This window comes from Ekhidna sp. (assembly GCF_039940915.1).
Classification (GTDB): domain Bacteria; phylum Bacteroidota; class Bacteroidia; order Cytophagales; family Cyclobacteriaceae; genus Ekhidna.
Genome location: NZ_JBDVFO010000001.1, coordinates 990,115 through 1,009,649 on the forward strand (window position 1 = coordinate 990,115; position 19,535 = coordinate 1,009,649).

The 19,535-nt window shown below is 39.5% G+C and carries 17 protein-coding genes; 3 read left to right on the forward strand and 14 right to left on the reverse strand.

Going from position 1 to position 19,535, the window contains the following annotated elements:
• Positions 1 to 46: 46 nt before the first annotated feature.
• The 4 genes from ybeY to ABJF57_RS04565 are packed head-to-tail and all read right to left on the reverse strand — an operon-like array spanning position 47 to position 4,650.
• The gene (gene ybeY, locus ABJF57_RS04550; protein WP_462230772.1) at positions 47 to 469 is read right to left on the reverse strand and encodes an rRNA maturation RNase YbeY; all 423 of its coding nucleotides are present in this window, start codon (positions 467 to 469) and stop codon (positions 47 to 49) included.
• Positions 470 to 871 carry an ATP-binding protein gene (locus ABJF57_RS04555; protein WP_462232022.1) on the reverse strand — a complete coding sequence of 134 codons (402 nt, stop codon included), beginning with the start codon at positions 869 to 871 and terminating at the stop codon, positions 470 to 472. It abuts the gene before it with no gap.
• A complete protein-coding gene (locus ABJF57_RS04560; RefSeq protein WP_462230770.1) occupies positions 867 to 4,253 on the reverse strand; it encodes a DUF4175 family protein in 3,387 nt (1,128 codons plus the stop codon). The genes ABJF57_RS04555 and ABJF57_RS04560 overlap by 5 nt, the downstream gene beginning before the upstream one ends.
• A gap of 40 nt (positions 4,254 to 4,293) precedes the next feature.
• Positions 4,294 to 4,650, reverse strand: coding sequence for a hypothetical protein (locus ABJF57_RS04565; protein WP_462230768.1), 357 nt, complete (start codon positions 4,648 to 4,650; stop codon positions 4,294 to 4,296).
• Between ABJF57_RS04565 and ABJF57_RS04570 the strand changes: the two genes are divergently transcribed.
• Complete coding sequence (locus ABJF57_RS04570; RefSeq protein WP_462230766.1) at positions 4,649 to 5,338, forward strand: ComF family protein; 690 nt, start codon at positions 4,649 to 4,651, stop codon at positions 5,336 to 5,338. The genes ABJF57_RS04565 and ABJF57_RS04570 overlap by 2 nt on opposite strands.
• A 53-nt stretch (positions 5,339 to 5,391) precedes the next feature.
• Here the strand turns inward: ABJF57_RS04570 and gldJ are convergent, their stop codons facing one another.
• The gene (gldJ, locus tag ABJF57_RS04575) at positions 5,392 to 6,726 is read right to left on the reverse strand and encodes a gliding motility lipoprotein GldJ (protein ID WP_462230764.1); all 1,335 of its coding nucleotides are present in this window, start codon (positions 6,724 to 6,726) and stop codon (positions 5,392 to 5,394) included.
• Positions 6,727 to 6,874: 148 nt separating this feature from the next.
• On the reverse strand, positions 6,875 to 10,234 hold the full coding sequence (gene mfd / locus ABJF57_RS04580) for a transcription-repair coupling factor (RefSeq protein WP_462230762.1): 3,360 nt from the start codon (positions 10,232 to 10,234) through the stop codon (positions 6,875 to 6,877).
• 353 nt (positions 10,235 to 10,587) lie between these two features.
• Here mfd and ABJF57_RS04585 point away from each other — a divergent pair, with 353 nt between their 5' ends.
• Positions 10,588 to 11,355 (forward strand): S1/P1 nuclease, encoded by a 768-nt coding sequence (locus ABJF57_RS04585; protein WP_462230760.1) that lies wholly within the window; start codon positions 10,588 to 10,590, stop codon positions 11,353 to 11,355.
• On the opposite strand, the gene ABJF57_RS04590 is transcribed toward ABJF57_RS04585, so the two are convergent.
• Positions 11,352 to 11,810, reverse strand: a complete 459-nt coding sequence (locus ABJF57_RS04590; RefSeq protein ID WP_462230758.1) for a TerB family tellurite resistance protein — start codon at positions 11,808 to 11,810, stop codon at positions 11,352 to 11,354. The genes ABJF57_RS04585 and ABJF57_RS04590 overlap by 4 nt on opposite strands.
• Before the next feature lie 91 nt (positions 11,811 to 11,901).
• On the opposite strand from ABJF57_RS04590, the gene ABJF57_RS04595 reads away from it, so the two are divergent.
• Complete coding sequence (locus ABJF57_RS04595; protein WP_462230756.1) at positions 11,902 to 13,401, forward strand: DUF4301 family protein; 1,500 nt, start codon at positions 11,902 to 11,904, stop codon at positions 13,399 to 13,401.
• Here ABJF57_RS04595 and ABJF57_RS04600 read toward each other — a convergent pair.
• The 7 genes from ABJF57_RS04600 to ABJF57_RS04630 form a co-directional block, all read right to left on the reverse strand.
• A complete protein-coding gene (locus ABJF57_RS04600) occupies positions 13,398 to 13,760 on the reverse strand; it encodes a response regulator (protein ID WP_462230754.1) in 363 nt (120 codons plus the stop codon). The two genes, ABJF57_RS04595 and ABJF57_RS04600, sit on opposite strands and share 4 nt — an antisense overlap.
• Positions 13,757 to 14,962 carry a sensor histidine kinase gene (locus ABJF57_RS04605; protein WP_462230752.1) on the reverse strand — a complete coding sequence of 402 codons (1,206 nt, stop codon included), beginning with the start codon at positions 14,960 to 14,962 and terminating at the stop codon, positions 13,757 to 13,759. The genes ABJF57_RS04600 and ABJF57_RS04605 overlap by 4 nt, the downstream gene beginning before the upstream one ends.
• Positions 14,963 to 15,056: 94 nt before the next feature.
• The gene (locus tag ABJF57_RS04610; RefSeq protein ID WP_462230750.1) at positions 15,057 to 15,605 is read right to left on the reverse strand and encodes a hypothetical protein; all 549 of its coding nucleotides are present in this window, start codon (positions 15,603 to 15,605) and stop codon (positions 15,057 to 15,059) included.
• 130 nt (positions 15,606 to 15,735) lie between these two features.
• The gene (locus ABJF57_RS04615; RefSeq protein WP_462230748.1) at positions 15,736 to 16,236 is read right to left on the reverse strand and encodes a hypothetical protein; all 501 of its coding nucleotides are present in this window, start codon (positions 16,234 to 16,236) and stop codon (positions 15,736 to 15,738) included.
• 13 nt (positions 16,237 to 16,249) lie between these two features.
• Entirely contained in the window at positions 16,250 to 18,430 is a 2,181-nt protein-coding gene (gene rnr / locus ABJF57_RS04620; protein WP_462230746.1) for a ribonuclease R, read from the reverse strand.
• 21 nt (positions 18,431 to 18,451) lie between these two features.
• Positions 18,452 to 19,180: a 3'-5' exonuclease gene (locus tag ABJF57_RS04625; RefSeq protein ID WP_462230743.1), complete on the reverse strand. Its 729-nt coding sequence runs from the start codon at positions 19,178 to 19,180 to the stop codon at positions 18,452 to 18,454.
• Positions 19,177 to 19,530 carry a hypothetical protein gene (locus ABJF57_RS04630; protein ID WP_462230741.1) on the reverse strand — a complete coding sequence of 118 codons (354 nt, stop codon included), beginning with the start codon at positions 19,528 to 19,530 and terminating at the stop codon, positions 19,177 to 19,179. The genes ABJF57_RS04625 and ABJF57_RS04630 overlap by 4 nt, the downstream gene beginning before the upstream one ends.
• Between the last annotated feature and the right edge of the window lie 5 nt (positions 19,531 to 19,535).

Below are 19,535 nucleotides of genomic sequence, written 5' to 3' on the forward strand. Positions count from 1 at the left end.
CGTGGAACCTAAACCGGAACTACTCATCAATGTTTCACGTGGAACGTTATATTTTCAGCAAAGATAAACAGGCGTCCTCTTTTTCTCTCATTAGCTTTTGATCGCTTGAAGTTTTGTCGCTGAATCCAACCAAATGAAGAACGCCGTGTATCATTACACGGTGCAGCTCCTTGTCGAAACTCCCGGTTTGTGAGTCTGCATTTTCCTTAACACGGTCAATGCTGATGAATATGTCCGACTCAATAACCTTTTCTTTTTCCGAATTATCAAAAGTGATAATGTCTGTGTAGTAGTCATGGTTGAGATGTTCCTTGTTTATTTTCAGTAAATATTCGTCAGAACAAAAGATGTAGTTGATCTCATCTAACTCAAAAGAGTGCATTTGAATAACTCGGAGAACCCACTGGGAGAGGGATTGCTCGTTGATGATTTGAAATTCTACGTCTTCGCAGAAATAATTGACGCGCATTTAGGAGAGGTAGAAACTAAGCTCAGCTACTCTGCCATCTTTCTTAAAGGACACTTCATCGCAAAGGTTCTTCATTAAAAAAATCCCCCGTCCACCAGGCTTACTTAAATTCTCTGGAAGGGTGGGATCATCAAGATTTGTGTAATCAAAGCCAGCTCCTTCATCCTCAACGGTAAACTTGATCAGGGATTTCTCGAGAGCTAATTGAAGGTGCACGTTCTTTGTGCTGTTCGATTGATTGCCGTGAACAATCGCATTATTCACTGATTCAGTTACAGCAATCATGATATTGCCATAAATATCATCGTTGAGCTTATACTGATCTTTGGCATTATCAATGAAACTTTCTACTATCCTGATGTTTTCAGGAAGGGATGGAATTTGTATTTGAATGTTATCAATCATTCTCTTCTTCTGAACTTAAGCGTCTAAAATAGTCGTTTACTTCTTTTTTATAAAATGGATTTAGTTCTATTGGGATAGTTTTTAATAATTCAATCTCTTTTTTCTTCAGTTCCAGATATTTTTCAAAGCCTGGAGGAATTTCTCGTGAAATAACGGAAGGCTTATCAGCTTCTCTTTCTTCATCCATTTCTTGGTCTCTCTGCGCCTTTTCGGCTTCAAGCATTCGTGTGGCTATCTGTTTCTGACGATTGATTAACTGCTGTGTGAGTCTTTTGTTTACCAAGTCGACTTCATTTTGCTCCATCATATCAATCGCTTGTTTCATTTCGTCTCCTCCTAATCCTCCACCAGGCTTTCCATCTTGTGCCTCTTTAAGCATTTCCATCTGTCTACGGATCATTTCTTGCTCAGCGGCCATTCGTGCAAGTTCTTCAGAGAGCTCTCTTCCGGATTTTCCTGATCCTTTTAGCTCATTGATCTTTTCTCCGAGTTGATTTTGAAGTTCCTGAAGATCCGGCATGTCCTGCGGCTGATTTTTCTCTCCTCCTGAATTACCCATAGATTCAGACATGGACATTTGCATTTGTTGCATCGTATCATCCAAAAGTAACGCAAGGTTATTGATGGAAGTCATGGCAAACTGTTGACTTGTAAGCGCCCTGCCACGGTTTCTATCCTTTAAATATTCAATGGCCTCATCAATATTATCATTAATGGATCCAACCTCACGAGTGACAAAAGAGGATATCTGAACCACCTTAGAAGCTAAGGAGAGGAGACTGTCTTGAATGACCTTGGCGTCATCTTTTAGTTTAAGCTGGTTTTGGGACAATTCCAGAAACCGCGGGTCGGACTGGTTGACCTCACGCATCTCCAGCATGATTTCTTCTTGGTTAAAAGAAAGCTTGACCAGGTTGTCAAGAATATCTCTTAGCTGATCGAGATTTGCTTGCATCATTTCCATCTGCATACCTCCCTGCATTTTGGAGAGCTTCTGGCTTAAATTTTTCATTTTTTGGGCAGCGCTTTTTTGTTTCTGTTGAGTGCTCTTCGATGGTTTCTGATTGTCAGAATTCTTATTTTGCTCTTGACCTTGCTGTTCCTCCCCGCTTTGATTTTCGTTGCTCTCTTCACTTTGACTTGAACGATCCTTGCTTTCTTGATTTGAATCCTTCGCTTCCTGTTGCATTTGCTCCATGATTTCGCGCAGTTCTTTGGCAATCTGTCGCTCTTCAAGTTCAAAATCTTCCATCGCTTCTGGACGTTTCAACTCTTGATTGAGTTCTTGGACTTCATCCATCTTTTGGCGGAACTCGTCAAAATCTTCGTTTATTTCTTCCTGAGACTGAATATCTGATTCTTCGGAGGCACTTTCCTGGTTCTGGCTAAGTGTGTCTAGCTTCTGAAGGTTTAACTCCAGCGCGCTTTCCATTTTCAGCCTTTTGAAGAGCTCCAGCGCACGTTCTAAATCTCGTTCCAGGTTTTGCTCGTTTTTCTTCAACTCTTCCAGCTGTTGACTTATTTGATCAGATTGAGCGTTTTCTTTCATGAGCTCTTTTAGCTTTTCGTAAAGCTCTCTCGTTTCCTCATCCATCAACTGGTCGAGAAGCTCCTGCATTTTTTGATTCTTTTCTTGAAGCTGACTGCTCTGCTTTTGAAACTGCTTATTTGCCTTTAAGAGATCTTCATGTTGCTTTTTCAGTTTTTCAATTTCGTCGGATAGCTTTTCACGGTCTTCTATTACATCATTTAAGAGTTTCTTTTCTTGCCAGTCAAATTTTTGCTCTGACTTTAATCGTTTTTCAAGCTCTTCCAATCTCTCCGCAATTTCTTCCGCCCTTTTTTCTGTATTATCCAATTGACTTTCTACACCCTCTTGCTTTTCTGAGATGATTGAGTTTAGCTCATCTTCACTAGGAGCTTTTAGAATGAACGTGCTTGCCTTCGATACTTTGGCTCCTCTTACCCCATCATTATCAGAAACACTCATGTAAACTTCCAATGACTCGCCGGCGTTGAGGTTGAGACTGTCCAGCATCCAATGAGCGAAATAACTCTGACTTCCTGCCTTTTTGTTTATTTCTAGAGGAATCTGAGTGTATTCTTCTTGTCCTTTCTTTCTATAGTTGATATTCAGAGCAGTGAAGCCGTAATCGTCCGAAATAGAACCAGCTAGTGTGATTGACTGGTAGGTAATGGAGTCAGGAAAATACTGAGCAACAATTTCTGGAAACTCGTCTCTGACCACATCGATGGAATATGCTAATTCTGAATTGTTTTGACTGTGCTGATTAAAAAGATCGATCGCATATCCTCCGCTTTTTAATACCCGTTCCTCTACTGCAAATTCTGTTTCACTCATTCTAGAAACAGCCGCTTTTTCTCCATTTAAAGTAAACTGAGCACTATCAGTGGCCAATGTTTTTATTTCCCACAAAACGGAAGAGCCTTCCAGAAGTGTTAAATCACCGGTGTTTTCGATTGTGCGTCTTTTTCCACCGGTATATGCGGGCTCAGAGATCCTTATCAGCATAGTGACAAGGTCTGGTCGGTCATTCACCTCTATTTTGAATGGAACGGATTGAAATCCAGCAGCCTCTAGACGAAATGTTTTGGAAGACTGAAGTTTTGGAAATGTATAGGCGATTCGATCGCCAGAAAGGGTTACTAATTGTGACAACCTTTCTCCTTCGATTGATATTTTGACCTGCTGTGGTACCTGCTTTCCTTCAATTTTGAATTGAAGTATAAAATCTTCCCCTCTAAACCCTTTTAAGTTTTCATTTTCGAGGATGAAGCTGAATGGTGCCTCTGGTGTAAACTCTTTTTTGAAGTTGGCTATTCGGTTGGGACTATCGGTAAGAATTGAAGGGTTTATGAACGAGACCAGTGAAAAAGCGAAGATCACAAACATCAATGCCAGACTGTATTTTTTCACCGGTCTGAAATCAACGGCCTGTATGAAGGAAATACGCTTAAAGTCCTGGGATTTTTTATCTATTGCAGCTAGCAAAAGCTCGTTTCGCTCATGCTTACCAAGCTGAAGTGTATTTAATAGCTTGTCCTCAACTTCAGGAAAATGCTTTGAAATTTCCAAAGCTGCTTCTTCGTCACTTAAACCTTTATTCAGTTTAGTGAGCATCATGACTGGTTGTATAAACAATTGAAATGCTGAAGCTGCAAGCAGTATGATAAAACTAAAGAACAAAACAGTTCGCCCTGTTACGCCTAGCCAGAACTGATGTTCTAAGCTGCTAATTGCCAGGAAAACGATTGAGTTTACAATTAAAAACCCAAACAGGCCAAGCAAAATTTGTCGGACATAATAGCGTCTTTTGAAAGAGGCTAACTTATTTCTTATTTCTTCTAACCCACTCATCGTTCGATTGTAAACGGACAATTTCAATCAAAGGTGCATGTTACCAACCAATTTCTGCTTTGAAATATTCTAAAATCTGAATTTTTAACAACTTTTCCTGCTCAAGAAGGTCAAAACGAGGAAGTTTTTTCACTAATTTCCAGTGTGGCCATCCATCTTGGTCATGTCCTTGCAACTCATAATACCCAGCAAGCGAAAGCACTTTACATATGGCTATGTGAAGGATATCCTGTTTTTCTTCTTTTGAAAATGAGTGAGCTCCAAAGCCAAGTTCCTGCACCCCAATTAAAAAAAGTACTGCATTTAAGTCCCCAGGTCTTTTGCCAGTAACCTCTTTTATTTTATAAAGCATTTTTACCCACTCCTTTTGCAGATCCAAATCCTTTTTAAAAACCATGAGTAATCGTTATTTTCATCTTATGCTACAAGATTTTATTTCATTGATTTTTCCTCGCAACTGCGTGAATTGCGAACAGTCATTGGTTTCGCAAGAAAACTATTTATGCACAGCATGCAAAATAGACCTTCCGATTACAAATGATAATAAAAATCCTGAGAATGGGCTCTATCAGAAATTTGCATTTGAAAAAAGAATAGCATCTGCCACGTCTTACCTTTTCTTTCAACGCAAAGGAATGACTCAAAAGTTGCTACATCAGCTGAAATATAAAGGCAAAAAGGAACTTGGTTTTATTCTTGGCCAATGGTTTTCTGATTCACTCCGTAAGCTTGATGTTGATTTTATTATACCAGTTCCGTTACACAAGTCGAAAATTCGCCAGCGAGCGTACAATCAAAGTGAGCAAATTGCTAGAGGAATTGCATCGGCATTAGACATACAATTAAGGTCGGATTTGGTAATTAGGAACGTTGCGACGCAAACACAAACGATGAAATCGAAGGCGGAAAGATGGCTAAATGTAGAAAATGTTTATTCGGACATAAAAGAAGACCTTTCGGGTCAATCAGTTATGGTAGTGGATGATGTGATTACAACTGGAGCGACAGTAGGAATGCTTTGCCAGCGACTTGTGGCAGCTAATGTGGCAACAATTCATATTGCTTCCATTGCAAGAGGTAAATAAAAAAGGGCTACTCAAATAAGTAGCCCTTTAGAAAAATCTGTGAGATTTAAATCTTAAAAATTAGATCCTGCTCTAATCATGGCACATCTGAAGCCAATCGTTGATGTAGCAGAGTCCTCAAACAAATATCTTCTTGTTCCAGGAGATAACCAGTAAGCAACATCTTGCCATGATCCTCCTTTATATACTCTCAATCTCTTCATTGGTGGATTGTCTGCGTTAAATGTCTTTTGTAGACCTGACGTTTTAACCCATTCTTCTTCAGAATATGCTGCTTCTCTTCCAATGAAAGAGTAATCTCCATCGTATCCTTCTTCGGAATCTAGTACAGCATCTCTACGTGCTGGGTTAAGGTCGTCCATGTCTTGGAAAGAAAGCGGACGGTAAACGTCTTGCACCCACTCATTCACATTACCAGCCATGTTGTATAGACCAAAGTCATTTGGTGGATAGTCGTAAATGTAGGTGGTGATCATTGCACCATCATTGAGTTTTCCAGCAATACCTGCATAGTCACCATTGCCTCTTTTAAAGTTGGCAAGGAAATAACCCATGCTTTTTCCGTAAGGATTTCTTAGTGCATGACCATCCCAAGGGTATAGTCTTCTGTGTGTTTGGTTTTCATCTAGCCACTGAGTTCCAATAAGCGCTTGGGCAGCATATTCCCACTCTGCTTCTGTTGGCAGTCTATATCCAGGAAGAACAACTCCAGAGCTTAGGCCCGGTACACTTCCTGCAGATGAAGAAAGATCTCCACCTTCAGCTCCAGCAAAAGCGTCATCTCCTGAAGCAGTTCCTTCAAAATAGCCTGCATCTTCTGCAAGTTTGATGTTTACAACTGTGGTTCTCCACTTACTGTAGTTTACAGCTTGCCTCCAATTTACACCTACTACAGGGAAGTATCTGAAACCAGGATATCTATAATAATTATTTACATACGGATCATTGTATGCAAGATCTTTTGCCCAAACAGCAGTATCTGGTAGATTATTTCTCCAGTAATATTCGTCTGAGTCTTGCTTTATATAATATTCGTATTCCAGCCAGTGGATGTTTGCCACTTCAGTTTCATCCATATAGAATGAAGCCACGGTAACAGCTCTTTCCAAGTTATCGTGTGTATACACAACATCCTCTTCAAAAGAGCCAAGCACGGTTCTACCACCTTCGATAAAAATAAGGTTGGGTCCTTCTGGCTGTCCTTGATAGTCATTTACTTGAAAACCACCTTCGGCATTGAATTCCATTCCGGTAGCGGAACTAGCAAAGCCAGGGTTTTCTGCTGATGGTGCACCACTACTACCTCCAATGAGGTTACATGCACTCAAAAAAACTACAGCTAAACTAGCATAACCAGTCTGTTTAACTGCTCTCACATAATTTTTCATAACACCGTTTGAATTTGTCTTGAAACGTTTCAACGTACTAATAAACACAAATATTTCAAAAAAGCCATCGTAAGTTGGCGGATTTTAGATTAAACCTATTGATCTAATGCTAGATAGTCCCCTTTTATTGTATTATTTAATGAATATTTCACTTTGTGACAAGAGGTGAGTGCATTTGATTGATTACCTGACCGGCATTTTCAATGGACCCAATATTTTCAACACTGATCAATAATTTGTTTTTTACCTCCTTCATCTTGCTATCGTGCGGGTTGGATTTAATAAATGCCAACACATTTCCAAATCTTTCGGATTGAAAGTACTCCTGCGGCTTTTTGTCAGAGATATAGCACCGCATTTTATTTCCCTTGATGGTAACTTTCTCAAACCCAATGTGCATGGCTTTCCATCTCAGCCTTACAGTTTCAATGAGGTTGCTTACACCGCTTGGAAATGGACCGAATCGATCTTTCATCATTTTAATGAAATCTACTAGTTCTGGTTCAGATCTTAGATCGTCTAATTTGGTATAAAGCCCAAGTCGTTCTGAGATATTGCTTACATAGTTTTCAGGGATCAGCGCCTCAAAGTCTGTTTCGATATTGCAATCTTCAATCATGCTATCGATCGATTCTTTGTTTTTCAACAGGTCGTTTTCGAATAGCTGCTTATACTCACCCTCTTTCAATTCCTGCACGGCCTCATCTAATATCTTATGATACATGTCAAAGCCAATGTCATTGATGAAGCCGCTTTGCTCAGCACCAAGTAAATTTCCTGCGCCCCGTATGTCCAGATCTCGCATAGCAACTTTGAACCCATCGCCTAAATCTGAAAATTCTTCTAAGGTAGTGAGGCGTTTTCTTGCATCGCTTGTCAGTGAAGATGCAGGTGGAGTTAGCATGAAGCAATATGCCTTGGTGTTTGATCGTCCTACTCTACCTCGCATTTGGTGTAAATCTGAAAGACCAAACATGTGCGCATTATTGATAATTATCGTATTTGCGTTTGGAATGTCAAGCCCACTTTCAATGATATTGGTTGAAACCAGCACATCGTAATCCCCTTCAATAAATTTCAACATCACTTTTTCGAGCTGTGGCCCTTCCATTTGGCCATGTGCTATACCAATTTTCGAATCAGGAACAAGTTTGAAAATCATGTTTCCAATTTGTTCGATATCGCTTACACGATTGTGAACCATGAAAACTTGCCCACCTCTGCGCAACTCATGACTGACTGCATCACGGATGACTTCTTCATTGAATCCATGAATTTCAGTAGTGACCGGCCTCCTGTTTGGAGGGGGAGTAGAAATAATGGAAAGATCCCTGGCTCCCATCAGTGAAAAGTGCAGTGTCCGTGGAATGGGAGTTGCTGTCAACGTCAATGCATCTACATTCACTCGCATGTCCTTCAATCGCTCTTTGACTGTTACACCAAATTTTTGCTCTTCATCAATAACCATCAGCCCCAGGTCTTTGAATTCAATATCCTTATTCACAATTCGATGTGTACCTATTAGTATATCGATTTTCCCTTCTTTGACTTTTTTCTTTATTTCTGTGATTTGCTTGGAGGTCTTGAATCGATTGATGTATTCAATAGTCACAGGCATGTTTTCCAATCGAGATTCGAATGTTCGGTGATGCTGCATTGCCAATATGGTGGTTGGAACCAAAACGGCGACTTGCTTTCCACTATTGACGGCCTTAAACGCTGCTCGGATTGCAATTTCTGTTTTACCAAATCCTACATCTCCACATACCAATCGGTCCATGGGATGTTCCAGCTCCATGTCAGCCTTGACATCCGATGTTGCAATTGATTGGTCTGGAGTATCCTGGTACATAAATGATGATTCAAGCTCTGCCTGCAGGTAATCATCTGTCGGGAAGGCATAACCGCGAGCGGCTTTTCGTTTAGCGTATAGCTCGATCAGGTCTTTGGCTATGTCTTTGACCTTACGCTTGATTTTCTTTTTCTTATTTTCCCATTCTGGCGAGCCAAGTTTGTTGATGGATGGGGGCTCTCCTTCTTTTCCTGAATATTTTGAAATTTTATGAAGCGAGTGAAGGCTGACATAAAGCAAATCATCGTCTCGATACACTAAGCGAATGGCTTCTTGTTTGTTTGAGCCAACATCAACGGTATCTAAACCTGCGAAACGCCCGACTCCATGATCTATGTGTGTGACAAAATCTCCAGGCTGCAGTGTTTTGAGCTCCTTAAGTGTCAGCGCCTTGCTCTTCGTAAATTTTTCCTTCCCCTTGTATCTGTGAAATCGATCGAATATTTGATGATCGGTGTAGACACAGAGCTCCTCGTGATCATCAATGAAGCCTTCTCTCAGTGAGGCCGTTAAACCGTCAAAGGTTATTGCAGAATCAATTTCCTCAAAAATGGTTTCAAGTCTTTCGATTTGCTTGAATGATTCCGCAGCAATTAATTTTTGATAATCGCTTTGTTGAAGTTCCCGAAGATTGTCTGCAAGCAACGTGAAGTTCTTATGGAAAGATGGCTGAGGACGGGTGGCAAGTGTAAGCTCTTCATCTGGCTGAATGTAAAACCTCTTACCGAACTCAACCTTTCCAAACTTTTCCAGCGATTGTGTATATGAATGCTGAGTTTCAAAAAGCTGGTCGGGAGATGTAATGAGTTTTGAGTCTCCACTCATTTCTCTGATGGTCTGAAACTGCTCCTCGACTTTATGAAATGACTTATCAATGATATCAAGTGACTGTTGATAATCTTTTAGCCAGATGGTGGTGTCCTCTGGGATGTAATCCAAAAAAGACTGTCTTTCTTCACTGACAAGTTTGGTCTGGACGTTAGGAATTAGTGAAATATGGTCAAGGTCTTTAGTTGACAGTTGAGTTTCAGGATCAAACTCGCGAATCGACTCTATTTCATCACCGAATAGCTCTAATCGATAGGGAAGCTCATGTGCATAAGAGAAAACATCTATTATTCCCCCCCTTACGGAGAATTGTCCTGGCTCATAGACAAAGTCGGTTTTTTCAAAATCATAGGTCAATAGGAGTTCAGCTAAAAACTCAACATCGAGTTGTTCTCCTGGCTTGGCAGTAAATGTATTGGAGACTAACGACCTTTTATTAATCACTTTTTCTGAAAGAGCTTCAGGGTAGGTTATAATTACCAAGTTGTCTCTATCATTAAGGTCATTCAATACTTCAGCACGCTGAAGGATGTTGGAGTTTTCTATTTCTTCAAAGTGATAGGGTTTTTTGTATGAAGAAGGAAAAGAGACAAAATCATCTTCGATGAAATTTGATAAATCTGTTTGAAAGTATGAGGCTTCTTCATAATCATGCAAAACGACAAGGTGTACTCCGCCAGCCATTTTAGAAACCGAAGCGATTAGCAACGCATCATAACTTCCGGAAATTCCTTTTAGACGGAGTTGCTTTTTCTCACGAATCGTTTCTGCGATCGCTTTAACATTCGTGCTTTCTTGATACTTCTGTAATAATTTCTTCGTGTTCAAACCCGCTCTCCAAATTTTTGAATTGACAAATGTAAACTCTATGTAAGACGTAGATGGTCAAAATTTCTCAGCTTGTGAAATCAACCGATTTTCTTTGTTTATAGAATATATATGTCTGTTCATCTAAAAAATGAACTATTTCAAGATACAATTGCAACATTTCGAGGCGATAACGGGTATAAAAGATCAAGAACTTTATAATAAAATAAACTTCAAGCGTTTATTTAAAGACTTTCTTTTAGGTTAGGTTGGTGATTAGGCGTGTACCGTATTCCGGGCACGCCTTCTCTTTTTTAATACATTCTTAACTTACTCGTGCACTCAGATTTTCTTGATTCACCTATTTTTAACCCATGAAGAAATTTTCACTTGTATTGATCGCGATGGTTGTAACCTTCAATTCTTTTGGGTGGGGAGCAACCGGACATAGAATCGTTGGCTTGATTGCTGAATATCACTTGAGCAAAAAAGCGAAGAAGAATATTGAAAAGGTATTAGGCTTTGAAACGCTTGCAGAGGTGAGCAACTACATGGATTTAATCAAATCAGATGGAACATACAGACATATGTCTGCCTGGCACTATGCGACCATTCCTGAAGGGAAAACATATGCTGAAGTAGGGACTCCTGAAGAAGGAGATGTGATTGCCACGATCGAGCGATTGATGACGGAGCTGGAAACGAAAAACTTCACCGATAAAGATGAGGCTTTTGCATTGAAATGTCTGGTTCACCTGATCGGGGATATCCACCAGCCACTCCACGTTGGCAATGGAGAAGATAGAGGAGCTAACGATGTGAAACTTGATTACTTCTGGCAGAGTTCGAACCTGCACAGAGTGTGGGATAGCCAAATGATTGATGGACAAAAGTACAGTTACATGGAATATGTGAATTGGATTAATCACCCGACTAATGAACAGTTGGCTTCATGGTCATCGTTAAATGTTTTGGATTGGGCAAACGAGTCTAAGGAAGCACGCATACAATGCTATGAAACAATGCCAGCAGACAAAAAGCTTAGTTACCGGTATAACTATGACAATATGGAGTTGTTAAACCAACGCCTACTGCAAGCAGGAATTAGACTTGCCAATGCATTAAATGAAATTTATGGTTAAAGAAGTGTAAGTCGTAGCTTATTTGCGGCGTGCTCTAGATCAACAAGAGCTTCTATTGCCATCACGGTTTCCATCGGCACTTTTAGTATTTGTGCAGCATGATTTACCTGATCACGCTCATCGCTGGCATATTCTCCATCAGCACTTGACATTCTGATTGCATCATAAATGAGAAGCTTATTGAAATTAGCAAACGATTTGGTATTGAAGTCATGAAAGATTTCTTCCAAATCTCCTTCTTCAAAATCGTATTCTTCCCAATCCGCGATTATATCGTCATCAACATCGGCAGCTTTAGCACATTCCATGGTTAACCATTCTAGCTCTGGCTCAGAAACTTCTCCATCTGATCCGGCAATGGTGAGCAAAGCATATCCATATTCTCTTTGTGATGATTCAGGAACCATCGTGATTCCATAAAAGGTTGGCGCTATTTTAAATATATCTGAACTCATATTGAATTAGGTGGTATTATTTGCTATCCCAAATTAATTTGTTTTCTTCTTAAAAAGAACAATCCGGTCACCGGATTTTACATTTGCGTCCATGAAGCACGACAAGTTGTTTTCAAATAAGGATTTAGATCAGATAAAGAGGAAGGGTATTGATCCTAATCAGGTATTGGGTCAGCTAAAACAACTGGAACAAGGTTTTGCTTCTGTAAACATCTCTTCGCCGGCAGCTGTTGGCAATGGTATACTGCAATTGTCTAGTGAGGAGGTTTCATCTTTCGTTCAGAGATATGAGGAATCTGATATAGCTGTTATGAAGTTTGTGCCAGCTTCAGGTGCTGCAAGTAGAATGTTCAAAGACCTGTTTGCTTTTGCAGATGTATTTGATGGAAAAGATGAAACACTCGAAAGAACGTTCGGTGAGAAGAATGATGTTAAAAGGTTTTTCAATGCACTAGACAACTTTGCTTTTTATGAAGAGCTTAATCAACAACTTAAACAACAAAAAGGTGTTTCGATAGACGATGCCTTGAAAGCAAACAAGCACAACCTTATATTAGATACCCTATTGAATGAGCCAGGTCTGAGCTATGGTCAGCGTCCCAAAGGGCTTCTTAGTTTCCATAAATATGATAATGAAGTAAGGTCGGCTGCTCAAGAGCACTTGCAAGAGGGACTTGCCTATGCAAAAAAAAATAACCGAGTTCAGATTCATTTTACCATTTCATCGACACACCGAGCGTCTTTCGAAAAACATATTTCAAAGAGCTTAAAACAACTACCATCAGCAAATATTTCGGTCAGTTTTAGTGAACAACATCCAAGTACCGACACAATTGCCTCTACTCCTGCATTTAGACCTTTGAAGGATGAAAGTGGGAACCTGCTTTTTCGCCCAGCGGGTCATGGAGCGTTATTAAAAAACTTGAATGACTTACGCTGTGACCTCATTTTTATCAAAAATATTGATAATGTGGTCCCAGACCGATTGAAGGGGGATACAATCAAATACAAAAAGGTATTAGCAGGTGCTTTACTGTATTTTCAAGAAAAAATATTTACTCTACTGAGAGCTTCGGAAAAAGGAATGCAGATTAAAGAGGAAGGAACGTATCTGCTAAAAGAATTGGGGCTTCGAGGAGATTTTTCGGAGAAGGAAGTCTATGCATTACTCAACCGCCCGATACGTGTATGCGGAATGGTAAAAAATGACGGAGAACCAGGGGGAGGACCTTTTTGGGTAAAGAAAGATTCTTTGGAGTCTCTTCAGATTGTTGAATCTGCTCAAATTGACAAATCGGATGAAAAGCAAAGGTCTATTTTTAGAAATGGTTCACATTTCAATCCGGTTGATATTGTTTGCGGTACAAAAAATCATAAGGGAGAGCCCTTTGACTTACTAGAATATCGTGATAACGAGACAGGTTTCATTGCGGAAAAATCGTTCAATGGTAAACAAATATTAGCATTGGAACTGCCAGGTCTTTGGAATGGAGGAATGGCCAATTGGAATACCCTTTTCATTGAGGTTCCGCAAGTCACATTTAACCCCGTGAAAACAATAACAGATTTATTACAACCGGCTCATGTCTAAAGTACTTCTTTCAGCTTAGCATCAATTTCGTTGTAGTCGAAAGGTTTTTTGAAAAGGTGATTAATTTTTCTTGATTTGATTGCATTATCTATCTGATCGGTGAAATCATATCCGGTCAAGAGAAAACAAGGGATATCTAAAATCTGCGGCTTTACTTTATCTATCAGCTCAAGTCCATCCATTCCCGGCATCCGTAAGTCACTAATAATGGCATGAAGAACGTTTTTGTTTTCTTCTACGAGCTTCAAGGCATCTTCGCCGGACTCAGCAGTTAGCACATTGTAGTCTGATTCGAACCTTTTTTCAAGTACGAAGAGGTTGATCAGTTCATCATCAACAAATAAGATTGTGTTCTTCATTTCGTATTAAATGAAATTGTGAATTTAGTGCCTTTTCCTTGCTTGGAAGCGACAGTTATTTTTCCGCCATGATCTTCGATGATTTTATAAGTAATGGAAAGTCCTAGTCCTGTCCCTGTTCCGACAGGCTTAGTTGTAAAAAAGGGGTCGCTGATCTTTCTTAGGTTTTCTTTGCTTATTCCTTCTCCATCATCAATAATTTCAACTACAATCTTTTTCTTAAGTAATTTGGTGATCACAGTTACACCGCCTTTTTTGGGAATAGCCTGCTCGGCATTTGCTAGAATGTTTAGAAACGCCTGATGAAGCTTCCCCTCGTTGCCAATAATGACCAATTTATCTTTTTCAAATTTTTTGATGACCTCCCCTTTGTATTTAAGTTTTGGCTGTAACATCACCAGGCTGTTGTTAAGAATTTCATTGAGGTCACACTCTTCATTCATGGAATCTGTGCTTCTACTGAAATGGTTCAAACTGTTGACAATTACCGTTGCCCGGTTTAGGCCTTCTTTGATGACATGAATGCTTGGCGCTGCTTCGAATTTCAACTCTTTTTCATCTTTTAATCCGTCTTCCAAAATCTCTACTCCTCCTTTTATAAAGTTTAAAGGATTGTTTATTTCATGGGCCACTCCCGCAGAAAGCATACCCAATGATGCCATTTTTTCCGATTGGATAAGTTTATGAGTTGTTTCTTGAAGTTGTTTCATTGACTCTCCTATTTTTTGATTTTTGACAACAAGGGCGTTTCTGAAAAGGAAGGTATAGATGGAGACAATTGAAAAAATGAAAACAGCGCATAAGATTCCGTGAGAAAACAGCATTTCATTTGGCAGCAAATTGGTAGCAAAGCCTTGTGAGGTGAGAAAAAACATAGCGAAAAGTGAAAGCCCCGAAAGAGCCATAAACACATATCGATCAGTGATTGGACGATAAAAAAAAGCGAGAAGTGTTGGTATTATAAATTCAAGAAGCCCTGAGGATAAGACGCCTCCTGTATAGTAGATCTGATTAAAGAAAGCGAGTAGCGTTGTTGTGATGGATAGTCGAAAAAGAATAATTAGATCCACAGAAAAAAAGGAAAGGGCACTAAAAATCGCAAATAAGACAAATGCACTTAGTGTTGGGATATACAACTGTGGAATTCCAACATAATAGTAATAGAGTCCAAAGCCAAGGGTAGAAATGTAAGCTGATGCCATTAGGAATAAATAGAATCCTCGCTCTTTCCTTAAATATTTAAATGCTACCAAATGCGGCGAAATTTTTAGTGGTTCTTTTTAATGGGTTTTTATGCTAGGCTGCTTTTGCACTTTTCACGGACTCTTCCAGCAGCGCATAAATTTCGTTTATTTCTGGTGTGGGTTCTGACTGATCTGATTTTAACTGAAACAGCGTGAGCTCTTCTTTTGTGATCAGTTGTATTTTAATCGAAATTAAATGCTCCTCGACGGAGTTTCTTGCAGCGGTTGTGTATTCATCTACAAACTTTGATTGAAGGGTAATGGATGAAATCATTTTTAAAGATTGATCTTCTTGATAGTAGGTATCTATGATCGCAGTGAATGTCTTGGCGTTTAGATCAATGGTGAGGCTTGATTTTTTAGTGAAATAAATCCTTCTAATCATGATTGCGCCTAAAACTCCGCCAATCAATAGTACGCCATAAATGATGCCTGCAGAGAAGACAGGGATAGACAGAAACAAGGTCACAAACAGAAGAACAATGGGCCCCATAATTCCACTCCTACGCTTTATGGTCATTTTGTTGTCTTTAAATCGAAACGAATAGCCGTTTTCTTCCAGGAAGTGGATGGCCTCCTTACTTAGATTTGGTGATTTCATGGTTAAGTCGTTTGGTAGCCCGAAAGCTGGTCTCAATCTTAATCTAATAATAGATGAAAACGACAACTAATCTCCACTTTTCGACAAATAGGAATATGGTGAGGGTAGACTTAAAGCTGTGAAGATCTGATTATTTACCTTTTTGTATAGTTGATTCAAGAAAACGCTGAACCTCATTCATCTCTTTTGAAGGCTTGGCGTGATCTGAAATTAGCTTAAAAAGGGGGATGTGTTGTTCTGTCTTGATTTCCAATCCTATTGTAACTCGATACTCCTTACTCGTACTTTTAAATGCACTTGAGTATTCATCAACAAATTTTGAATGAATATAAACACCGGAAACATCTTTGAATGTAGCCACAGGATCTAAATCGTCAATCTTAAGTGTCCCATCTGCTTTGTTTATCTTCAATTTAAATCGGCCTTTGTTTCGTTTAATGATTGGCAAAAAAATCAAGATAGCAATGATGAGAGCCCCTAGACCAAATAGGGGTTCAATGGAAATAAAAATGACTATCCCTGCTAGGCACAAGAGGAGAATAAAAAATAATCCAATACGATCTGAAGAAGAGTGACTACAGGTGATTTGATCATCTTTTTCTTTGAAAGAGTACCCATTGCACTCTAGCATATCAAGTGTTTTTTTACTTAGCGTCATTGTTCACTAATTCTAGATCTATTGTTCTGCGATCGATATCTGTTTTGGCCACAAGAACAGTTAGTTTATCACCTAAGGTGATTATTCGTTTGTTGTTTCTTCCAATTACGCGCATCTGCTTTTCATCAAATTCATAGAAGTCGTCATCCAAATCCGCCATTCTAATCATGCCTTCGCATTTTGTTTGTATAATTTCTACAAAGATTCCCCACTCAGTAACTCCAGAGACTATTCCATCAAACTCTTGACCAAGCATGGTCTCCATAAATTCTACTTGCTTGTATTTGATGGAGGCTCTTTCCGCATCTGCTGCACGTTTTTCGCGTTCGGACGAATGCATACACAAGGGTTCGTGTTCCTCATTGCCCACATTTTTCCCTCCTTGTAAGTAATGCTCGAGGAGGCGATGTACCATTACGTCTGGGTATCTTCGAATGGGAGAGGTAAAGTGTGTATAGTGATCAAAAGCTAAGCCGAAATGACCTCTTGGGTCGGTTGTGTATTTCGCTTTTGCCATTGACCGGATGGCAAGTGACTCCAGTACGTTTTGTTCCGGTTTACCTTCGATATTTTCCATCAACTTATTTAAACTATGCGAAATACTTCCTCCGGTATCTACCTTGTGCCCAAACCTTGCTGCAAATGAAGCAAACGTGCTGAGTTTTTCAGGATCTGGATTATCATGAACCCGATACACAAAGGTTTTGCTTCCTTCATCTTTTCCTTTCTCTTTCCACTTAAAAATGTGTGTAGCCACTTCCCTATTGGCTAAGAGCATAAAATCCTCAATCATTTTGTGTGCATCTTTTCGCTCTTTTGGAATGACCTCTAAGGGCTTCCCTTTCTCGTCTAGCTTGAATTTCACCTCCACAGTTTCAAAGTTTACCGCTCCTTGCTGGAATTTCTGCTTTCTCAGCTGCTTGGCAATGTTATTGAGGATGCCAATTTCTTTGGTGAAATCACTATCTAGTCCTTCTATTCGCTCTTGAGCTTCTTCGTATGTGAACCTTCTGTCTGATTTAATGACGGTTCTTCCAAACCATTTTTTTGAAATAGCACCTTTAGTATCTATTTCGAAAACGGCGGAAAATGTGAGTTTTTCTTCATTTGGTCGTAATGAACAAAGGCCGTTGGAAAGTCTTTCAGGAAGCATTGGTATCGTACGATCAACCAAATAAACAGAAGTCGCTCGCTCAATGGCTTCTTTATCTAGTTCGGTGCCTTCTTCTACATAATGTGACACATCTGCGATATGGATTCCTATTTCATATTTATCCTTTTCAATTTCCCGTATGGACAAGGCATCATCAAAGTCTTTGGCATCAAATGGATCAATGGTGAAGGTGGTGATATCACGAAAGTCTTTCCGTTTTTTAATTTCTTCTTCTGTGATGAGGTCCGAAATCTGGTCGGCTGCTTTTTCAATTTTCTTAGGAAAACGGAAGGGTAAACCGAACTCGGCCATGATGGAATGAATTTCTGCTTCATTTTCACCTGCTTGCCCGAGGACTTCAGTGACAGTCCCTAAGGGGCTTCTGTTTTTTGCATCGTGCCATTTATCTATTTTGACCATCACCTTGTCGTTGGGCTTGGCTTTTCCGATTTTCTCGGGATATACCATGATGTCAAAATGGATATTCCTGCTGTCAGGAACGACAAAAGAGAACTTTTGAGAAATATCAATTTTCCCTACAAACTCATCTCTATTACGCTTGAGAATGCTGATTACTTTTCCTTCCGGACGATAGCCTCGACCTGCTGGTTTGGTAATGACGACATTTACTAGGTCACCATGAATGGCAAACCTGAGATCTGTTGTTTTTACCCAGATATCGTCTTCTTGATCTGGCGTAACAATGTATGCAAAATTAGGATTGACATGATCTACGGTGCCTTGCAAGTATTCGCTTTCGACATTGGTTACGAATCTTCCATCGCTCAGTCTACGAATCTTTTCTTTGCTTTCGAGACTGAAGAGTTGGCTTTTCAAGTAGTCCTTAGATTTCTTGTCTCTTAATTGCAGTTTTCTAATGAGGTCTCTATATCCATAAGACTTCCCGTCATTTACAGAGAAGAGCTCATGAAGCTTAGATTTAATTTGTTTTACGTGATTTGGTTGTTGTTTGGATCTTGATCCTAGTTTTGTTTTTCTTTTCTTTTTACTCATGTTAATTGTGTGACCGTGCGGTCATTTTACGATGTTTATCTGATCTGGATCGATCAGAGGCAAATTATTGAGGCGGAGGTAGAGCTGTGCCGTAGCGATTACGTCTTTTTGGCAATATTCCTCAATCTTCTTTAACCCATCTTTTTCTTCATAATATGTTTTTGTCACCATTGAGCCATCTAATTCTGTTTTACTGGATGGAATCCCAAAGATGCTGGTAAGCAAATCAAGAGATGTAAAACTTTTCCAGTCTCCAAACTTCCAAAGCTCCATCGTGTCGATGTGATTTACTTCCCAAGGTTTTTTCCCGGTCATGTTAAGCGACCAGGGGATTTTTATGTCGTTGATCAGCATCCGGCGACACAGGTATGGATAATCAAATTCTTTTCCATTGTGTGCACAGAGTTTTAGGTTATCCTGATCAAATTTTGATTCTATAAAATTTTTAAATGCTGTTAATAATTCTTTTTCGTTGTCCGAAGCAATTGATTTTACTCGTAAAGCGGGCTTTCCTTTAAGCTCATGATAAAATGCCATCCCTATCACGATGATTTTTCCAAACTCAGCATAAATAGCGGCACGATCGCTATACAACTCTTCGGGCGTTTTTTCATCGGAATTTCGAATAAAACCAGCTTTTCGTTCCCAATGTTTTCGAAGAGAAGGAGACATCTGTTCTACATCTTCGTTTCCTGAGACGGTTTCAATATCAATGATTAGAAAATCTTGAAAGTGATTGTTTTGCATCATCTCCTTGATTCTACCCAACCACCAATCATGAACGAAAAACCTGCGATAATTGGCCCATACATCAAAAGAAATGAGTTACCCATAGACACCATGCCAGTATAAGTTCCGATTGTAATACCTAAACCGATTAAGGTTAGGACAGCACCGACACCAACATATTCCTTTGATCTATTTCGGGTTTCTTTTACGAGAACTTTTCTTTGCATTTCGCTATCTACAAGCCTAAAAATGGTACGAATCTCTTCTTCAGGAACCTCTTTTGATTCGAGCTCCTTTCTAATTTGATCTATTTCGAAACCTGGCTTGTGGGACTCTTTAATATAATGATCTACTAGACCAGCACGACTCATAAAAA

Bases quoted from the DNA above. Each gene is read 5' to 3' on its own strand.
- ABJF57_RS04570 (WP_462230766.1), top strand. From the start codon at position 4,649: ATGAGTAATCGTTATTTTCATCTTATGCTACAAGATTTTATTTCATTG.
- ybeY (WP_462230772.1), bottom strand. From the start codon at position 469: ATGCGCGTCAATTATTTCTGCGAAGACGTAGAATTTCAAATCATCAAC.
- rnr (WP_462230746.1), bottom strand. From the start codon at position 18,430: ATGAGTAAAAAGAAAAGAAAAACAAAACTAGGATCAAGATCCAAACAA.
- ABJF57_RS04630 (WP_462230741.1), bottom strand. From the start codon at position 19,530: ATGAGTCGTGCTGGTCTAGTAGATCATTATATTAAAGAGTCCCACAAG.
- gldJ (WP_462230764.1), bottom strand. From the start codon at position 6,726: ATGAAAAATTATGTGAGAGCAGTTAAACAGACTGGTTATGCTAGTTTA.
- ABJF57_RS04625 (WP_462230743.1), bottom strand. From the start codon at position 19,180: ATGATGCAAAACAATCACTTTCAAGATTTTCTAATCATTGATATTGAA.
- ABJF57_RS04595 (WP_462230756.1), top strand. From the start codon at position 11,902: ATGAAGCACGACAAGTTGTTTTCAAATAAGGATTTAGATCAGATAAAG.
- ABJF57_RS04615 (WP_462230748.1), bottom strand. From the start codon at position 16,236: ATGCTAGAGTGCAATGGGTACTCTTTCAAAGAAAAAGATGATCAAATC.
- ABJF57_RS04590 (WP_462230758.1), bottom strand. From the start codon at position 11,810: ATGAGTTCAGATATATTTAAAATAGCGCCAACCTTTTATGGAATCACG.
- ABJF57_RS04610 (WP_462230750.1), bottom strand. From the start codon at position 15,605: ATGAAATCACCAAATCTAAGTAAGGAGGCCATCCACTTCCTGGAAGAA.
- ABJF57_RS04560 (WP_462230770.1), bottom strand. From the start codon at position 4,253: ATGAGTGGGTTAGAAGAAATAAGAAATAAGTTAGCCTCTTTCAAAAGA.
- ABJF57_RS04585 (WP_462230760.1), top strand. From the start codon at position 10,588: ATGAAGAAATTTTCACTTGTATTGATCGCGATGGTTGTAACCTTCAAT.
- ABJF57_RS04600 (WP_462230754.1), bottom strand. From the start codon at position 13,760: ATGAAGAACACAATCTTATTTGTTGATGATGAACTGATCAACCTCTTC.
- ABJF57_RS04605 (WP_462230752.1), bottom strand. From the start codon at position 14,962: ATGGCATCAGCTTACATTTCTACCCTTGGCTTTGGACTCTATTACTAT.
- ABJF57_RS04565 (WP_462230768.1), bottom strand. From the start codon at position 4,650: ATGGTTTTTAAAAAGGATTTGGATCTGCAAAAGGAGTGGGTAAAAATG.